At 65.5% G+C, this 14,097-nt stretch carries 12 protein-coding genes; 2 read left to right on the top strand and 10 right to left on the bottom strand.

The window, feature by feature from the left end; all coding sequences use genetic code 11:
- Window positions 1-148 precede the first annotated feature (148 nt).
- Window positions 149-826, bottom strand: coding sequence for a TetR/AcrR family transcriptional regulator (locus E3T31_RS12970; protein WP_134469044.1), 678 nt, complete (start codon window positions 824-826; stop codon window positions 149-151).
- A gap of 148 nt (window positions 827-974) precedes the next feature.
- Here E3T31_RS12970 and E3T31_RS12975 point away from each other — a divergent pair, with 148 nt between their 5' ends.
- Window positions 975-1,997 carry an App1 family protein gene (locus E3T31_RS12975; RefSeq protein ID WP_092450735.1) on the top strand — a complete coding sequence of 341 codons (1,023 nt, stop codon included), beginning with the start codon at window positions 975-977 and terminating at the stop codon, window positions 1,995-1,997.
- 54 nt (window positions 1,998-2,051) lie between these two features.
- On the opposite strand, the gene E3T31_RS12980 is transcribed toward E3T31_RS12975, so the two are convergent.
- From E3T31_RS12980 to hisD, 7 genes are all read right to left on the bottom strand, one after another.
- Window positions 2,052-2,861 carry an ABC transporter permease gene (locus E3T31_RS12980; protein ID WP_134469045.1) on the bottom strand — a complete coding sequence of 270 codons (810 nt, stop codon included), beginning with the start codon at window positions 2,859-2,861 and terminating at the stop codon, window positions 2,052-2,054.
- Window positions 2,858-3,670, bottom strand: coding sequence for an ABC transporter permease (locus tag E3T31_RS12985; protein ID WP_241977897.1), 813 nt, complete (start codon window positions 3,668-3,670; stop codon window positions 2,858-2,860). The genes E3T31_RS12980 and E3T31_RS12985 overlap by 4 nt, the downstream gene beginning before the upstream one ends.
- A complete protein-coding gene (locus E3T31_RS12990; RefSeq protein WP_241977954.1) occupies window positions 3,667-4,503 on the bottom strand; it encodes an ABC transporter ATP-binding protein in 837 nt (278 codons plus the stop codon). The genes E3T31_RS12985 and E3T31_RS12990 overlap by 4 nt, the downstream gene beginning before the upstream one ends.
- A 125-nt stretch (window positions 4,504-4,628) precedes the next feature.
- Entirely contained in the window at window positions 4,629-5,720 is a 1,092-nt protein-coding gene (locus tag E3T31_RS12995) for an ABC transporter substrate-binding protein (protein ID WP_134469046.1), read from the bottom strand.
- Between the two features lie 206 nt (window positions 5,721-5,926).
- Entirely contained in the window at window positions 5,927-6,964 is a 1,038-nt protein-coding gene (locus E3T31_RS13000) for a quinone-dependent dihydroorotate dehydrogenase (protein ID WP_134469047.1), read from the bottom strand.
- Between the two features lie 19 nt (window positions 6,965-6,983).
- Window positions 6,984-7,526, bottom strand: coding sequence for a transcriptional regulator NrdR (gene nrdR / locus E3T31_RS13005; RefSeq protein ID WP_134469048.1), 543 nt, complete (start codon window positions 7,524-7,526; stop codon window positions 6,984-6,986).
- Window positions 7,527-7,606: 80 nt separating this feature from the next.
- Complete coding sequence (gene hisD, locus E3T31_RS13010) at window positions 7,607-8,917, bottom strand: histidinol dehydrogenase (protein WP_134469049.1); 1,311 nt, start codon at window positions 8,915-8,917, stop codon at window positions 7,607-7,609.
- Window positions 8,918-9,038: 121 nt separating this feature from the next.
- Here hisD and E3T31_RS13015 point away from each other — a divergent pair, with 121 nt between their 5' ends.
- Entirely contained in the window at window positions 9,039-9,608 is a 570-nt protein-coding gene (locus tag E3T31_RS13015; protein ID WP_134469050.1) for a flavin reductase family protein, read from the top strand.
- Between the two features lie 80 nt (window positions 9,609-9,688).
- Here the strand turns inward: E3T31_RS13015 and E3T31_RS13020 are convergent, their stop codons facing one another.
- Window positions 9,689-10,471 (bottom strand): 1-acyl-sn-glycerol-3-phosphate acyltransferase, encoded by a 783-nt coding sequence (locus tag E3T31_RS13020; RefSeq protein ID WP_134469051.1) that lies wholly within the window; start codon window positions 10,469-10,471, stop codon window positions 9,689-9,691.
- Between the two features lie 53 nt (window positions 10,472-10,524).
- On the bottom strand, window positions 10,525-13,992 hold the full coding sequence (gene dnaE / locus E3T31_RS13025; RefSeq protein ID WP_134469364.1) for a DNA polymerase III subunit alpha: 3,468 nt from the start codon (window positions 13,990-13,992) through the stop codon (window positions 10,525-10,527).
- Between the last annotated feature and the right edge of the window lie 105 nt (window positions 13,993-14,097).

The following is a 14,097-nucleotide window of genomic DNA, read 5'->3' on the forward strand; positions in this document are numbered from 1 at the left end:
CAAACCAGATGCTAACCCAACCACTTTTCTACGCGACAGGCAAAACAGATTGCGCAAAAAGAATTCATCCCGGAGCGAACAGGCAACCCACTGCCTCAAATTCCGACCACCCCACCGAGCAATGCATCGGCAGATCGACGCGCAGCCGCTACGACGCAGCGGCGAGGAGGCTGAGCGCCTGCGGGCTGTAATAGCGGTCGAGGTACTCACGCAACACCAGCCGACACTCGGCGATAAACCGTTCTTCACCGAGCGGCTCGCTGTGGAAAGCACGTGCCAATATTGCGTCGGCCATTTCGACAGCGACCTCGAGGCGAAAGATGAGCTCCGGGCCGGCGGGCAGATTGAACTCGTTCACGAGCACATCAGCCAGGCGGCGGGCGAAGAAATCAACGTCGGCCGCGGCATCCGCTGCCGGCACACCGTCTCGGTCATCGAAGTTGACGATGCGAAAGCCGGGCTCTGAACGGTACAGACCGACGAAGGCCGTGACGACACAGTCGACAGCGTCCCACCAGGTGGTAAGGGTGCTGGCGCCGAGCTCGTCGACGACGCGCTGCCGAAAACGCACGACGGCACGCTCGTGCAGGGCGTGCAGAACAGCCACCCGGTCGGGGTAATAGCGGTAGACCGTACCGATCGATGCACCGGCACGCTCAGCGATCATCGCCGTCGTGATGCGGTCGAAACCGACCTCGTCCACGACCGCAGCTGCGGCATCGAGCAAACCGGACAACCGTGCTGCACTGCGCTGCTGAATCGGCTCAGCGCGCACCTGCTGTAGTGCGGCGCCAGCGTCTTCACCCAATAGGCCATTAAGCGGCATTTATCCCCCTTGAAGATAAATCAACATCATACGGGGTAAAACCCCATTTATACATCTCTGATCGGGGGATGCACAGCAAGCATGGCAGAATAAGGGAGTGCCAGAGTCCCGAGACAACACGCCGAACGCGACCAGTCCCGTGCGAATCATGCACCGCGCCGCCCGGATCGAGGATTGGCTGCACGATCGGCGGGAACACTCCGCCCGTCGCCGCGGCTACCGACCGACCGTCATTCCGTATTCCGGCTATGGCTCCACCGGGTGGGTGCGCATTCTCTGCCGCGTTCTGCTGGCCAAGCCGGACAAGCCCGAAAAACGGCAAAAGCGTCCGAGAGCGGATGGCCGCGACGCCGGCATTCGAGGCTGGCGCAGCTTCACAAGCGTTCCGGTCAATGACGTCACGGTCACGATCGAGATCGATGGCCAGACCCATCACGTGCAGGCCGACCGGGGCGGGGTCGTCGACACCGTGGTGCCCGTGTCATTGCCCCCGGGGTGGCACGTCGCCCGACTGCACACCGAATTCTCCGACGTTCAGCACGCTCCCATCTTCATCGTTGCCCCAACGGTCGGCTACGGTGTCGTTTCTGATGTCGACGACACCGTCATGGTCACAACCCTCCCCCGGCCCCTGCTGGCAGCCTGGAACACGTTTGTGCTCGACGAGCATGCCCGGGTGCCGACCCCGGGGATGGCCGTGTTCCTCGAGCGTCTGGCGTCGTTCACGCCGGGTGCCCCCGTCATCTACCTTTCCACCGGCGCCTGGAATGTGGCGCCAACGCTGTCGCGCTTTCTCTCCCGCAACCTCTATCCGGCCGGGGCGCTGCTCCTGACAGACTGGGGCCCGACGCACGACCGCTGGTTTCGCAGCGGGAGTGCCCACAAACGCGACAACCTGCGGCGGCTCGCCGAACAGTTTCCGCAAATCCGCTGGATTCTGATCGGTGACGATGGCCAGCACGACGAAGCCATCTACAGCGACTTTCAGCGCGACTACCCCGGAAGCGTAGCCGCCGTGGCCATTCGCCAGCTCTCTGCGAGCGAGGCCGTGCTCGCCGGCGGCCGTTCCCGCGACGCCGTGCTCATCGAGGGCGGCCCTGAGGCCCCCTGGGTGTACGGCCCCGATGGGTCCAGCCTGTCCAGCCAGTTGGCCGAGCACGGCCTGATTTGAGCCCGGCCTGATCTGAGCGGCTTTGACACGACCAGCGATTGTGATCGCGTTGGGTTACCCCGCGGTGCTCTGCTCCATGCTCATGCGGCGCAGCACCAGGTTCTCGACGACCTGGGCCAGGCCGTAGAGGGCGAGCGAGACGGTGGTGATCACCACGACCGAGGCCCACACCTCGGAATTCTGCACCTTGGCGACGGCGGCGACGATCGAGTTGCCGAGGCCCTGGCCGGTGGTCAGCCACTCGGCCAAGAGTGCCCCGGTGATAGCGCCGGGCACCGAGATCTTCACCGCGGCGAAGAACGAGGGTAGGGAGCTCGGCAATGCCACCTTGCGCAGGGTCGTGACGGCGCTGCCGCCGTAGACCGTGATCACATCGCTGATCTGCGGTGAGGAGGACCGCAGGCCGAAGGCGATGTTCACGAGGGCGGGGAACAGCACGACGATGGCGCCCATCACGACCGCGGTGGTAAGTCCGCGCCCGGTGATGAGGCTGATGATCGGCACGAGAGCCACGAGCGGCACCGACCGCAGCAGCAGGGCGATGGGCATGAGGGCATGCTCGATACCCCGCGACAGGGTGAACACGACCGCGAGCAGCAGGGCACAGGTTAGCCCGGCGACGAACCCGAGAAAGGCGTCGCTCAGGGTCACCACGAGGTTGCCCAGAATGAGGGCCCGATTATCGGCGGCCTCGGGAACGGTGACGAGCCAGGTCCAGACGTCGAGGGGTCCCTTGGCCAAGAAGGGCGAAATGTCCAGCACGAGGAGCAGTGCCTGCCAGGCGAGCAGCACGAGAATGAGGGTGACGAGCCCGGTCAGCAGTCCGCGCAGTACGGTCGTGACTGCGACTCGTGCGAAGCTCATCGACTGCTCCGTCCGGTCGTCCACGGCGTGGCGAAACGCACTATGACGGCGAAAATCGCGTAGCCGAGCCCCGCGGTGACTCCTGCGACGAGCGCGAGGCTCCACACCCGGTCGACGTTGGCCGTTGAACCGGCCACGAGCATGGCGATGCCGAGGCCGCGGCTGACCCCGCCGAGGTACTCCCCCAGGATCGCCCCGATGAAGGCGGCCGGCGCGGCGATCTGCAGCGCCGTCAGCACACTGGGCAGCCCCGCGATCAGGCGCACCTTGCGCAGCTGCGTGAATCTGCTGCCGCCGTACACGGTGATGAGGTCGAGGCTCGCGGCATCCGCTGCCTTGAGACCGACCAGGGAACCGATCACGGTCGTGAAGAACACGGATATGGCCGCGAGAAAGACCGCCGTTCCCGCAGGGTCGCCGGCGCTCGGCGCGCCGATCACGATGTAGGCGATCGGGCCGATGGCGACGATCGGGATGCAGTAGGTGATCACGGCGATCTGCATGGCGATCTTCTCAATGCGCGGCAGTAGCAGCACGAGGCCGGCGAGGGCCAGGGCAAGCCCGTTGCCCCAGGCGAAGCCGATGAGCGCTTCGAGCACGGTGACGCTGACGTGCGGCAGGTAGAAGGCCGGCCCATCGCTGAACAGTTGGCGGAGCACATCGAGCGGGGTCGGCACCGCGCCGCCCGGCATCGAGCCGACCTCGGCCAAGACAGTGACGGCGCTGATCCACCACAGTGCGACAACGCCGGCGACCCCGATCAGCCCGGTCGCCCAGGCGGGCAGGGCGCGCAGCGAACTTCGAATCACTGGTCGTCGCCCTGCACGGCGGCATCGCTAAACAGCAGGTCGGAGGCACGGTCGTGCAGGGAGTGAAACTCGGGCGAACGCATCATCTCCGGCAACCGGGGCCGGGGCAGGTCGATGTCGATGACTTCCTTGACCCGACCGGGACGTGCGCTCATTACCGCGACATGGTCGGAGAGGAAGATCGCCTCGGCGATGCCGTGGGTGACCATGAGCGTGGTGGCCGGCTTCTGGGTCCAGATGCGCAGCAGCTCAAGGTTGAGACGCTGCCTGGTCATGTCGTCGAGGGCCCCGAAGGGTTCGTCGAGCAGCAGCACCGAGGGTTTGAGTACAAGCGACCGGGCGATGGACACGCGCTGCTTCATGCCGCCGGAGAGCTGCGCGGGCTTGGCCTTCTCAAAGCCCTGCAGTCCGACGAGGGCGATCAGTTCGTCGATGTAGGCATCGTCGACGGGAATGCGAGCGACTTCGAACGGCAGACGGATATTCGAGCGCACGCTGCGCCAGGGCAGGAGGGCGGAATCCTGGAAGGCGATGCCGAGCTGGTGCCCGCCACGCAGCTCCTGCGGGCTCTTGCCGTCCACCCTGGTCGTGCCGCTCGTTGGCTGCTCGAGCCCGGCGAGGATGCGCAGAATGGTGGATTTTCCACACCCGGACGGCCCGAGCAGGGAGAGAAAACTGCCCTTGTCGGTGTGCAGGTTGGCATTGTCGAGGGCGACGACCTCTTTGCGCCCGGCGGCGAAGACCTTGTGCAACTGGGAGATATGCAGGCCGGTTCCCGAAGCGGCCGCCTCGACCTCGGCGCGGACCACTGAATCACGAACACCGGCATCAATACTACTCACGTCTTCTTACTCCTTAGCGGCGACAGCGATTGGTTCTCGTCCGGTGCCCATTTTACGTTCCGGTCAGACCGGCTTGCGGAACGCTGACGCGCCCCGCAAGCTTGCCGACCGGGCTGCTACTTGCTGTACGCGAGCAGGTCGGGGTTCTCGGCGTAGACCTCGGCGAGCAGGGTGAGATCGAACAACTGGCTCGCCGTGATCGTCAGGCCGGTCGCTTCGAGCGTGTCGATGCTCTGCTGCTGCAGCTCAGAGCTGATCGTGAACAGCCCGTTGGCCAGGGTGTCCGCGCTCACCACGAGGTCGGTGGACTGAATCTCGGCCTGGCGGGTTTCCTTCTCGATGGTGAGATCGAAGGTCGGCCCGTAGGTGTCGACGGTGAGTTTCGCCGCGGCGGCCGGGTCGTTGATAGCGTCGGTCCAGCCACGGATCTCGGCGACCAGCAGGGCTTTGAGCTTCTCCCGGTCGTTCTTGATCGCGTCGTCGGTCACGGTGAGGGTTTCGGCGACGAACGGCAGGCCGAAGTCGGCCAGCGGCAGGTTGACCGGGTCGAGCCCGAGGAGCTCGGCGTCGATGGACTCGTTGGTCAGGTAGGAGAACCAACCGTCGACCTCACCGTTGAACAGCGGGGTCGGGTCGTACTGCACCGGAAGGGTGGTCAGGGAATCCTCGTCGATGTCGTTGATTTCGAGGAAGGCTTCCCACAGGCTCAGGTTGCTCGCCTGCACGCCGATGGTCTTGCCCTTCAGGTCGTCGAGACCGGCGATATTGCCCTTGTCGGCGAGCGAAAGAATCGTGAACGGGTTCTTCTGGTAGGTGGCGCCGATGATCTTCAGCGGAGCGCCCTCGTTGGCGATGATCGTTCCGGTGGAGATGGCGTTGCCGATGCCGACGTCGACGTTGCCCGAGATGACGGCAGCTTCAATGGACGCCGGACCCTCGATCATGTCCACGGCATCGAAACCGGCCTCGGCGAAGTAACCGTTCTGATCGGCGAGGTATTCGCCCATGAACTCGGCGTTCTTGATCCAGCTGAACTGGATGCTCGCGTCACCGAAGGAGGCACCCTCCCCGGCCGTACCCGCGGCATCCGGGGTATCGCTGCCCGCGCAGGCCGTCAGTGCCAAGGCCAGCACGGCGGCGGTGGCGACGCCCTTGACCACCCGGACAACCGCTCGATTATGGGTGGAAAAGCCTCTGGATGGTGTCATTGCGGGATTCCTCTCGAGGGTGCAAGGGCGCTGCGGTGGTACAGACGCTGTGGATCATGAATTTCCTGGGCAGAACAGCACCAGAAATCGCAGTGTAGGTGGGGCAGATATCGATTCGAGTTCGACTTTGTTTCGAACGGATGACTAAAAAAGAAGGGTTGCCTCCGCCAGCCCGGTTCTACGCCGCACTGGCCCGGCCCGGCCGCTCAGCCCGTAGGCGCCAGCAGGCGGTCGAGGCCGCGGTTGATCTGGCGAGCCCAGAGCGGACCGCGGTAGAGGAACGCTGTGTAGCCCTGCACGAGGGTGGCTCCGGCGGCGAGACGCTCGGCGACCTGGGCTGCCGTGTCGACGCCGCCAACCGAGATGACACAGAAACCGGCCGGCACGACAGCGCGAATCTGGTGCAGGATGGCGAGGGAGCGGGGGCCCAGCGGGGCGCCGGACAGGCCGCCGGCTCCGGCGGCGTCGGCGGTCGCCGCATCCGTTTTCAGGCCGGTGCGGGAGATCGTGGTGTTGGTCGCGATGATTCCGTCGAGGCCCAGTTCGACGGCGAGGGTGGCGATGCGGGCGACCTCGGCATCCGCTAGATCGGGGGCGATCTTCACGAGCAGCGGGGTATCGCCGGCAGCCTGTTTGACCGCGGTCAGCAGCGGGGCGAGCTGGTCAAGCTCTTGCAGGCCGCGCAGGCCTGGAGTGTTGGGCGAGCTGACGTTGACGACGAGATAGTCGGCGAGAGCGGCGAGGGTTTTAGCGCTCTGTAGGTAGTCGGCCGTCGCATTCTCGACGGCGGTGACACGGCTCTTGCCGATGTTGATGCCGAGCACGGGGCGCCCCGGCACGGCACGCACACGAGCGAGTCGATCGACAGCGGCCGCGGCGCCGTGGTTGTTGAAGCCCATGCGGTTAATGACGGCGCGGTCGGCCACCAACCGAAAGAGTCGCGGGGTCGGGTTGCCGGGCTGGGCGAGCGCGGTGAGGGTGCCGACCTCGACGTGCCCGAATCCGAGCTGGCCGAGTCCGATGACGGCCTCGCCGTCTTTATCGAACCCGGCGGCGACGCCGAACGGTGAGTCGAAGTGCAGGCCGAGGGTGTCGACGCCGAGGTCGGTGCGCGGCCGGGTGAAACGGTGCACGAGGCGGCCGATTCCAAAGCTCGGCAGGTGACGGATTACGATGAACGCGAGGTGGTGGGCGCGCTCGGGGTCCATCCTGGTAAGCACGAATTTGAAGAAAAGTGGATACATCGCGCCCTGGACCTTACGCCTACGGTTTAGTGGAACTGGTGGACGTGGACTCCGCTGACGCGGCCGTGGCGCCAGCAGCATCCGCTGGTTGCGCTCGTTTGCTGGACTGAGCAACCTTGTGCTCGGTACGCAACTGCGCGATGGCGCTTTCGAAGTCGTCGAGAGAATCAAAGCTCTGATACACACTCGCGAAGCGCAAGTATGCGACCTCGTCGAGGTCGCGTAGCGGCGGGAGGATGGCCAGGCCGATGTCGTTGGCCTCGATCTGTGCCGCCCCAGTCTGCCGAATCGTCTCTTCAACCTTCTGGGCCAGCATGGCCAGGTCGGAGTCGGTGACCGGTCTGCCTTGGCAGGCCTTGCGCACGCCGGTGACGATCTTCTCGCGGCTGAACGGCTCGACCACGCCGCTGCGCTTGATAATGTTCAGGCTCGCTGTTTCGGTGGTACTGAAGCGGCGACCGCATTCGGGGCACTGACGACGACGACGAATCGAGAGGCCGTCGTCGCTCGTGCGCGAGTCGATGACTCGGGAATCGGGGTGGCGACAGAACGGGCAAAACATTGTGCTGCCAGTCTACCTGTCCCGGCCTCCCCCGCTGCTCCGCTGCTCCGCGAGAGCAGGCCGCTCTCGCGCGACGGGGCCTACCGGGGAGCGAACCGCGCGGTCACGGCGTCGCCGTGCGCGGGGAGCGCCTCGGCGTTGGAGAGCGCCGCAATGTGACCGGCGACGCCCTGCAAGGCTTCGCGGCTGTAGCGAACGACCTGCTGCGGCCGGAGAAACGTGTAGGCGCCGAGTGCGGAGGAGAACCGGGCCTGTCCCCCGGTGGGCAGCACGTGGTTGGATCCGGCGACGTAGTCGCCGAGACTGACCGGCGAATACGGGCCAAGAAAGATTGCTCCGGCGTTTTCAATCTCGGCCAGCACGGCATCGGGGTCGCCGGTCTGAATTTCGAGGTGTTCCGGCCCGAAGGCATTGCTGAACGCGGCCGCGATCTGCAGGTTATCGACGAGCACGATCGCCGACTGGCGGCCGCCGAGCGCAGCACGAACCCGTTCGCTGTGGGTAGTGGATGCTGCCAGCACGGCGAGGCGCGCCGCCACGGCCTCGGCGAGGTCAAACGAGTCGGTCACGAGCACCGCCGCGGCGAGCTCGTCGTGCTCGGCCTGGCTGACCAGGTCGGCGGCGACGAGCAGCGGGTCGGCGGCGGCATCCGCTATCACGAGAATATCGGTGGGGCCAGCTTCGGAATCGATCCCAGCCTGGCCGCGAATGAGGCGTTTAGCGGCGGCAACGTAGACGTTGCCCGGTCCGGTGACGATCTGCACCGGGTCGAGGCCGATGTCTTCGACGCCGTAGGCGAGGGCGCCGATCGCGCCCGCGCCGCCCATGGCGTAGATCTCATCGACGCCGAGGAGCGAGGCGACGGCGAGGATGGTCGGGTGCACGCGGCCGTCGAAGTGGCTTTGCGGCGGCGATGCGAGCGCGATCGAGCGCACGCCGGAGACCTGCGCCGGTACGACGTTCATCACGACGCTGGACGGATAGACCGCCTTGCCGCCGGGAACGTAGAGGCCGACCCGGTTCACCGGCTGCCAGCGTTGAGTGACGGTGGCGCCGGCCTCGATCGTGGTGGTCACGTGCGGGGGCACCTGGGCGGCGCTGGCCAGGCGAACCCGGCGGATGGTCTCGGTGATGGCGGTGCGCACGGCCGGGTCGAGCCCGGCGATGGCGTCGGCAATGTGGCTGGCCGGAACGCGCACCTGCTCGGGGCGCACCCGGTCGAGACGTTCAGCCTGGTCGAGCAGGGCAGCCTCGCCGCGCTCGCGCACGTCGGCAATAAGCTCGGCAGCGATATCGGCGGCGACGGCGACACTGATCAGCGCGCGGGGTACGGACGCCAGGAGCTCGGCGGGGGTCGGCTCTGTGCCGCGAAGGTCAATAGTCTGGATCATCGTGTCCCAGCCTATCCGTGAACGCTGCGTGCCGACCGGCGCAGCAGCTCGGACTGCCGAACGCGCCGTGACACTCCGTGCCCGGGAATAGGCTGAAGGTGAAACAGATTGTTGGTTGAGTATGCAAAGCAACGTTGAACCCCAAGTCATTAGTGAAGCCGCTATTACTCTGCCCGCCGGCCCGCCGCTTGCAGCTGACCCGAATGCTCCCGATGACCTGGCGGCGTTCAAGCACGCGTTCCGCCGTCATGCCGCCGGGGTCGCCGCAGTCACGACGCTCGCGCCCGACGGTAGTCCGGTCGGCTTCACCGCCACCTCCCTCGCCTCACTCTCGGCCGTTCCGCCGCTGGCGACCTTCAATATGGCCCGGTCGGCCAGCTCCTGGGCTGCGATTGCTGTGGCCGAGCGCGTGGTCATCCACATGCTCGGGGCCCAGAACCGGGCGATTGCCGAGAAACTGGCCGGCCCAAATGCCGAACGCTTCGTCGGTGACCACTGGGAGCCGGGGCCCTATGGGCTTCCCGTGTTGACCGGGGTGACCAGCTGGATGATCGGCCGAATTGTCGAACGGGTATCGGTGCACAATAATGCCGTGGTGGTGGTGCAGATCGAAGGCGGCGGCATGGGCACCGACGATGAGGCCCTGCTCTACCACGAGCGCACCTACCGGGTACCGGGCGCCGCCGTCTAAAGCCGCCGTGGTTCCCTGTGGGTAGCGGCCGTGCCCGCCAGCGCGGGCACCTTTGGTCCGGGCCTGGTCGAGCCGCGCGGCTACTTTTGGGCGGCTAACTTTGCGGCCGCTTTGCGGCGACGACGTTCGGCTTCGACAGTGGCGGCCTCGGCCGGGGTCGGCGCGGTTCCGCCGAGGTGCGCGGGTTGCCACCACTGGCCAGAGCCCGGCACCGCATACTCCGACTGCACGGCATCGACCAGGGACTGCAGGGCCGCGTGGAGCCGAAGGGTGGCGACCGCGGCGTCACCGTCCTGGCCGGCAGCATCCGTTTGAAACGGCGTGCCGAAGCGGATGCTGACCGGAACGCCGACCCGTTGCCGCAGCGTCGAGCGGTGGTTCTTGGTCATTAGGCGATGACCACCCCACACGGCCACCGGGATGATCGGTACGTTCGCGGCCTGGGCCATGCGCACCGCGCCGGTCTTCAGCTGGCGCACGGTGAACGAGGCGTTGACGCCGCCCTCGGGAAACACGCCAAGCAGTTCGCCCGCGCGGAGCGCGGTCACTGCCTGCCCGTAAGCCTCGCCGCCGCTCTCCATATCGACGGAGATGTGCTTCATGCCACGCAGCAGCCGCCCGACCACCGGCTGGTCGAAGGCGCCCTTCTTGACCATGAAGCGGATGTGTCGGCGATTGTGCAGCCAGGTGACCCACTCGACCAAGGCGAAGTCCAGGTAGCCGAAGTGGGTGATCGCGAGCACGGCGCCGCCGGTGGCGGGCAGTTGCTCCAGCCCGGTCACGTTCTGGCGTACCCGGAGCACGCCGAACAGGGCGCGTCCGGCGCTGATAGCGGTCGAGTAGATCGGCTCTCGCTTGTGCATGTGTCCAGCCTAAGCGGGCATCCTGTCAGTCATCTGCAGCCCAGTGCAGCGGGTCAGGTCAGGCAGTTGGGCCCGAGGATGCTCTTCAGCTCGCCGAACAGGTCGGCGCTCACCTTCACCCGGTGCGGCAACTCGAACACCCGCGCCACATCACCCTTGACCAGTTTGAGGCGCACCTCGGCGTCGCCGGCGTGGCGCTGGAGAATCTCGCCGAGCGCGCTCACCGTGTCGGTCGTCGCCCGCGCCTCCCCCACCGTGATCGCGACCATACTCTGGTCCGAACCTTGGCCGAGTTCGGGCTGGAACACGCTGAAGGCGTGCAGGTTCATGCCGTCGTCGCGCAGGCTCACCCGGCCGCGCACCACGACGACCGAGTCGCTGATCAGCTCCGGCGCGAACTCCAGATAGGCCTTGCCCATGAACATCGCGGTGATCTCGCCGCCGAAGTCCTCGACCTGAATCATGCCGTACTGGTTGCCCGACTTCTTCGCGATGCGATGCTGCACGCTCGTAATCAGGCCAGCCACGGTCACCGTGTCGCCGTCCTCTGTCGACTCCGACGCGATCAGGTCGGCGATCGTGGTGCTGGCGTGCTTGGCGAGCGGTATCTCCAGCCCGGCGAGCGGATGGTCGGACACGTACAGTCCGAGCATGTCACGTTCGTAGGCGAGTTTCTCTTTCTTGCTCCACTCCGGCCGGTCTGGCACCTGTTCGGTGTCCTGCGGCTCGTCGAACAGGCTGTCAAAGTCAAACCCGATATTGCCGTTGCTCTCTTCGCGCTTGATCTTGACGGCCGACTCGACGGCCGACTCGTGAATCTCGACCATGCCCCGGCGGGTGGCGCCGAGCGAGTCGAACGCCCCGGCCTTGACCAGTGATTCAATCGTGCGCTTATTGGCCACCGGCAGCGGCACCTTGCGCAGAAAGTCGTGGAACGATTCGAAGCGCCCCTTCTCCTCGCGGGCGCCGCGAATGGCCTCCACCACGTTGAAACCGACGTTACGCACAGCTCCCAGACCAAACCGGATGTCCGTACCCACTGCCGCAAAGAAGCCGATCGACTCGTTCACGTCGGGCGCTAGCACCTGGATGCCCATGCGGCGGCACTCGTTGAGGTACAGCGCGAGCTTGTCCCGCGAGTCGCCGACGCTCGTGAGCAGGGCCGCCATGTACTCGGCCGGGTAGACGGCCTTGAGGTAGGCGGTCCAATAGGAGAGCACGCCGTACGCGGCCGAGTGCGCCTTGTTGAAGGCGTAGTCGGAGAACGGAAGCAGAATATTCCAGACCGTGGTGACGGCATCCATGGAATAGCCGCGGTCTTGCATGCCCTTGGAGAAGCCCTCGAACTGCTTGTCCAGCTCGGACTTCTTCTTCTTACCCATGGCCCGGCGCAGCAGGTCGGCTTCACCGAGCGTGAAGCCGGCGAGCACCTGCGCGATCGACATGACCTGCTCCTGGTACACGATCAGGCCGTAGGTGGTGCCGATGACCTCCTTGAGGGGCTCTTCGAGCTCCTTGTGAATCGGGATGATCTCCTGCACGCCGGTTTTGCGCAGCGCGTAGTTGGTGTGCGAGTTGGCGCCCATGGGCCCCGGGCGGTACAGCGCGATGACGGCCGAGATGTCCTCGAAGTTGTCGGGTTTCATGAGCCGCAGCAGCGCACGCATCGGGCCGCCGTCGAGCTGGAAGACACCCAGCGTGTCGCCGCGGGCGAGCAGTTCGTAGGCGGCGGGGTCTTCGAGGCCGAGGTCTTCGAGCACGGGCCGGTGGCCGCGGTTCACGGCGATGTTGTCGAGGGTGTCGTCGATAATGGTGAGGTTGCGCAGCCCCAAAAAGTCCATCTTGATCAGTCCGAGGGCTTCGGAAGCCGGGTAATCGAATTGCGTGACGACCTGGCCATCCGCTTCACGCTTCATGATCGGAATAATGTCGATCAGGGGGTCGCTCGACATGATCACGCCAGCCGCGTGCACACCCCACTGGCGTTTGAGGTTTTCCAGGCCGAGCGCGGTGTCGAAGACGGTGCGGGCCTCTGGATCGCTTTCGATCACGGCCCGAAAATCAGCCGCTTCGCGGTAGCGCGGGTGGTCCTTATCGAACATGCCAGTCAGCGGCACGTCCTTGCCCATGATGGCCGGCGGCATGGCCTTGGTGAGCTTGTCGCCCATTCCGAACGGAAAGCCGAGCACGCGCGAGGCGTCTTTCAGGGCCTGCTTGGCCTTGATCGTGCCGTAGGTGACGATCTGGGCGACGCGTTCCTCGCCGTACTTCTCGGTGACGTACTTGATGACCTCACCGCGGCGACGCTCGTCGAAGTCGACGTCGAAGTCGGGCATGGAGACGCGGTCGGGGTTGAGGAACCGTTCGAAGATGAGTCCGTGCACGAGCGGGTCGAGGTCGGTGATGCCCATCGCGTAGGCGACCATCGAGCCGGCGCCCGAGCCACGGCCAGGGCCGACGCGGATGCCCTGCTGCTTGGACCACATGATGAAGTCGGCGACGACGAGAAAGTAGCCGGGAAAGCCCATCTGCACGATGATGCCGATTTCGTAGTCCGCGCGCTTGCGCACGTCATCGGGGATGCCCTTCGGGTAGCGTTTGGCCAACCCGATCTCGTTCTCCTTGATGAACCAGCTTTCCTCGTTCTCGCCCTCCGGGCAGGGAAAACGGGGCATGTAGTTGGCTTTGGTGTTGAATTCCACCTCGCAGCGCTCGGCGATGAGCAGCGTGTTGTCGCAGGATTCGGGGTGGTCCCGAAACATATGCCGCATCTGCGCCGCGGTCTTCAGGTAGAACTCGTTGGAGTCGAACTTGAACCGGTTCGGGTCGTCCAAAGTGGATGCCGACTGTACGCAGAGCAGCGCCGCGTGGGCGGTCGCATCGTGCGCGTGGGTGTAGTGCAGGTCGTTGGTGGCCAGCAGCGGAAGGTCAAGTTCCTTGGCGAGCTTGAGCAGGTCGGTCATGGTGCGGCGTTCGATGTCGATGCCGTGGTCCATGATCTCGCAGAAGAAATTCTCTTTGCCGAAGATGTCCTGAAAGTCGCCGGCGGCCTTCTTGGCCTCTTCATACTGGCCGAGGCGCAGCCGGGTCTGAACCTCGCCACCGACGCAGCCGGTGGTGCCGATCAGTCCTTTGGAGAACTGGCTGAGCAGTTCGCGGTCCATGCGCGGTTTGAAGTAGTAGCCCTCGAGGCTCGCCTTCGACGAGAGTCGGAACAGGTTGTGCATGCCCTCGGTGTTTTCGGAGAGCAGCGTCATGTGGGTGTACGAACCGGCGCCACCGACGTCGTCCCGGTTTTGGCCGCTCGTGCCCCAGCGCACCCGGGTCTTGTCCCGGCGATCGGTGCCGGGCGTAATGTACGCCTCGGTGCCGATAATCGGCTTGATACCGGCGTCGGTCGCGCTCTTCCAGAAGTCGAACGCACCAAACACGTTACCGTGGTCGGTGATCGCGACCGCCGGCATCCCCTCGTCGACGGCCGCCTTGATCAGCGGTTTCACCCGGGCCGCTCCGTCGAGCATGGAATATTCACTGTGCACGTGCAGATGCACGAACGAGTCGGTCGCGCTGGCCGGGTTACTCACGATTGCTCCGAGCAGTTGATGGAACGGTGTTCGATGGGGTCG

The sequence above is a fragment of the Cryobacterium sp. TMS1-13-1 genome (assembly GCF_004403125.1).
GTDB classification, from domain to species: domain Bacteria; phylum Actinomycetota; class Actinomycetes; order Actinomycetales; family Microbacteriaceae; genus Cryobacterium; species Cryobacterium levicorallinum.

Excerpts from the sequence above, each read along its gene's own strand:
- E3T31_RS13015 (WP_134469050.1), top strand. The coding sequence starts at position 9,039 with ATGCAAAGCAACGTTGAACCCCAAGTCATTAGTGAAGCCGCTATTACT.
- E3T31_RS12995 (WP_134469046.1), bottom strand. The coding sequence starts at position 5,720 with ATGACACCATCCAGAGGCTTTTCCACCCATAATCGAGCGGTTGTCCGG.
- E3T31_RS13020 (WP_134469051.1), bottom strand. The coding sequence starts at position 10,471 with ATGCACAAGCGAGAGCCGATCTACTCGACCGCTATCAGCGCCGGACGC.
- E3T31_RS12980 (WP_134469045.1), bottom strand. The coding sequence starts at position 2,861 with ATGAGCTTCGCACGAGTCGCAGTCACGACCGTACTGCGCGGACTGCTG.
- nrdR (WP_134469048.1), bottom strand. The coding sequence starts at position 7,526 with ATGTTTTGCCCGTTCTGTCGCCACCCCGATTCCCGAGTCATCGACTCG.
- E3T31_RS13000 (WP_134469047.1), bottom strand. The coding sequence starts at position 6,964 with ATGTATCCACTTTTCTTCAAATTCGTGCTTACCAGGATGGACCCCGAG.
- dnaE (WP_134469364.1), bottom strand. The coding sequence starts at position 13,992 with ATGCTCGACGGAGCGGCCCGGGTGAAACCGCTGATCAAGGCGGCCGTC.
- E3T31_RS12975 (WP_092450735.1), top strand. The coding sequence starts at position 975 with ATGCACCGCGCCGCCCGGATCGAGGATTGGCTGCACGATCGGCGGGAA.
- hisD (WP_134469049.1), bottom strand. The coding sequence starts at position 8,917 with ATGATCCAGACTATTGACCTTCGCGGCACAGAGCCGACCCCCGCCGAG.
- E3T31_RS12970 (WP_134469044.1), bottom strand. The coding sequence starts at position 826 with ATGCCGCTTAATGGCCTATTGGGTGAAGACGCTGGCGCCGCACTACAG.